General features: G+C 74.6%; 4 protein-coding genes. 2 read left to right on the top strand and 2 right to left on the bottom strand.

Features of this window, described 5'->3' with window-relative positions; translation table 11 throughout:
• Positions 1-23 precede the first annotated feature (23 nt).
• Entirely contained in the window at positions 24-1,292 is a 1,269-nt protein-coding gene (locus ABT247_RS32895) for a glycosyltransferase (RefSeq protein ID WP_350750177.1), read from the bottom strand.
• Between the two features lie 452 nt (positions 1,293-1,744).
• On the opposite strand from ABT247_RS32895, the gene ABT247_RS32900 reads away from it, so the two are divergent.
• Positions 1,745-2,059 carry an ArsR/SmtB family transcription factor gene (locus ABT247_RS32900; RefSeq protein WP_350750179.1) on the top strand — a complete coding sequence of 105 codons (315 nt, stop codon included), beginning with the start codon at positions 1,745-1,747 and terminating at the stop codon, positions 2,057-2,059.
• Complete coding sequence (locus ABT247_RS32905) at positions 2,056-2,460, top strand: SRPBCC family protein (protein WP_350750181.1); 405 nt, start codon at positions 2,056-2,058, stop codon at positions 2,458-2,460. The genes ABT247_RS32900 and ABT247_RS32905 overlap by 4 nt, the downstream gene beginning before the upstream one ends.
• Positions 2,461-2,475: 15 nt before the next feature.
• On the opposite strand, the gene ABT247_RS32910 is transcribed toward ABT247_RS32905, so the two are convergent.
• Positions 2,476-2,877 (bottom strand): pyridoxamine 5'-phosphate oxidase family protein, encoded by a 402-nt coding sequence (locus tag ABT247_RS32910; RefSeq protein WP_350750183.1) that lies wholly within the window; start codon positions 2,875-2,877, stop codon positions 2,476-2,478.
• Positions 2,878-2,962 lie beyond the last annotated feature (85 nt).

Genomic DNA, 2,962 nt, shown 5'->3' on the forward strand with positions numbered 1-2,962 from the left:
GCTGCAGATCGCCGACGGCAAGATCACCTCGTACGACGGGGTGCTCGGCATGCCGGTCGCCGAGGCGCTGGAGGGCAAGGAGCTCTGGGCTCGAACAGCAGCTTCGCGGCCACCGTCGCACCGTCCGTCCGGATCGTGCCCGCCACCGCCGCCGCACTCCCGCGCACCTCGGGGCGCAGCACCGCGCCCAGGGCCGCCGACAGCGACTCGACGGTCGGCGTCGGCCCGTCGTGCGCCACGCCGATCCCCAACTCGGCCACCCGGGCCGCCCAGTACGGCTGGTCCGCGATCAGCGGGACGACCACCTGCGGCGCCCCCGCCCGGGAGGCCGTCGTCGTCGTGCCCGCGCCGCCGTGGTGCACGACGGCGGCCACCCGCCGGAACAGCGCCTGCTGGTTGACCTCGCCCACCACGAAGCAGTCGCCACCGTCGTCGACGGAGCCCAGACCGGCCCAGCCGCTCCCGACGACCACCCGACGACCGTGCGCCCGGCTCGCCTCGATGGCCACCCGCGCGGCGTCCTTCGGGGCGTACGACGCCATGCTCCCGAACCCGACGTACACCGGCGGTTCGCCGGCCGCCAGGAACGCCTCCAGTTCCGCCGGCAGCGGACGGCCGTCCGGGAGGATCCACGCGCCGGTCTGCAGCAGGTCCAGGTCCGTCATCCCCGCCGAGGGACACAGCACCGCGTCCGCCGCCAGCCACGGCCGCTCGCCGAAGACGTGCTCGCGGACGTTCCCCACCGGCGGCAGCCCGATCGCCGCCCTCCCCCGGTTCAGCGCCTCGGCGTACAGGCCGTTCACGCGCTCGCCGTCCTCCTTCCACAGCACCCGCAGGTCGGTCTCGCCCTCCGACAGCGGCGGGCCCGGCCGCCGCCCGGGGCGGTGGTGCTGCGACGGGATCCCGAGGGTGTGGAAGCACGCGAACACGTACGGCACGCCCAGCTTCTCCGCCACGTCCCGTGCGCCCGCCGGCATCAGCCCGGTGGCCAGCACCGCGTCGCACCCGTCGGCCGCGGCCGCGGTGAGGGTCTCGAACCTCGCCGCCACCAGCGCGGGGGCCAGCCGGAAGGCGTCCTCCCCGGTCGGCGGCTTCGGGTTGGCGACGATCGACTTCACCGTCGGACCGAGCGGCACGAGCGGCACGCCGACGCGCTCCAGCAGTGCCGCGAAGTCCTCGTCCGGCGGCACGCAGACCGCCGCCTCCGCCCCGAGCCGCTGCAATTCCACCGCCAGCGCGGCCAGCGGTTCGACATCTCCGCGCGATCCCCACGACGTCAACAACACGCGCATTCTCTGCTCCCGTTTCCGCAGGTCAAAGCAGCCAGGTCGACGATTGTGCGGTATACCGGGGGCCTTGCCGCAAGGCCCCCCACCGGTTATATTCTGATAGTGGCAAGGAGAGGATTTCCGCTCCTTGCCTTTTGCGTTTCCGGGCGTTGCGCGAGGCCGGTTGAACGGGTCCGCCGCCGCCGGCGTCGCCCGCCGCCGTCCGGCCGACGTACCGGTGCCGGCCCACCACGGCGGCCGTCGCGGGTGCCAGCGCGAGGACGGTGCCTGCGGCGGCGCGGGCCGGGGTGATCCGGCGCCCGGGGCCGCTGCCGGGTCCGTTGTAGGGGGTGACCTGGCGTTGACGTCCCGACCGGCCCGGTCCCGGACGGAGGCGGTGCTCGCGGCCCGCGGTCGGCTCCCGAACGCGTCGGGAGAAGTTGACACGTCGGAAAGTTCCGACGCATGGTGGAGCCATGGCGGACGTCGATGTCTTCAGCGCGCTGGCCAACCCGGTGCGGCGCAGACTGCTGGAAAGCCTCCGGGACGGCCCACGGGCGGCCGGGGAGCTGGCCGGCGACTTCGAGCTCAGCAGACCGGCGGTCTCCGAGCACCTGGCGGTGCTCAGGACCGCCCGGCTGGTGCGCGAGGAGCAGCGCGGGCGGCACCGCTACTACCACCTGGAGCCCGGCCCGCTCGCCGAGGTCGAGGAGTGGCTCCACCCGTTCGAGCACTACTGGAGGCAACGGATGCGCTCGCTCCGCGAACTCCTGGCCGAGGAGCGTTCATGACCGAGCAGGCCGCGATCCACTGCGACGAGTTCCTGCCGTACCCGCCGGCCCGGGTGTGGCAGGCGCTGACCGACCCGGAACTGCACGCGCGCTGGTGGGCCGCGGGGGACGTGCAGGCGGTGGTCGGTCACCGGTTCACGCTGGACATGGGGCCGTGGGGGCAGCAGCCCTGCGAAGTCGTCGAGGTGGAGGTGGAGCGGCTGCTGAAGTACAGCTTCGCCGCGGGGACGCTGGACACCACCGTCACCTGGCGACTGGTGCCCGAGGGCCACGGGACACGGCTGTTGCTGGAGCACACGGGCTTCGACCTGGACACCCCGATGGGCCGGCAGGCCCACCAGGGCATGGGACGGGGCTGGCCGTCGGTGCTGCGGAGGATCGCCCCGGCGCTCTCCGGGTGACCCGCCCCGGGCTGGTCAGGCCCGGCCGAGGACGCGCTCGACGGTGATCTCGATGACCACGCGGTCCGGGTTCTCGCGGGGCGGGCGGTAGCGCTCGGCGTAGCGCCGCTCCGCGTCGGCGACCTGCTCGGGCTCCTCGCGCAGCACCGCGACGCCCTCCAGGGTGGACCAGCGGGCCCGGTCGACCTGGCAGACCGCGACCCGCAGGCCCGCCGGGCCGGCCGCCGCCACGTTGCGCGCCTTGCGGCTGGTGCGGCTGGTGATCACCCGGGCGGTGCCCGTCGCCGGCTCGAAGGTCACGCCCACCGGCACCACGTGCGGCGAGCCGTCCGGGCGGGTGGTGGTCAGCGTGGAGATGTGCCGCTCGCGCCAGAAGGCGAGGAAGGCTTCGTCGAGGTCGCGCGGATCATGGGCCATGACCCGGATCGTACGGCCCCCTCGGGCGGTCCCCGCCCCGGGGGCCGTCCCGGCGTCCGCGGTCGCCGGCGCGCCCGGCCGAAGC

The organism is Kitasatospora sp. NPDC001539 (assembly GCF_040298565.1).
GTDB lineage: Bacteria > Actinomycetota > Actinomycetes > Streptomycetales > Streptomycetaceae > Kitasatospora.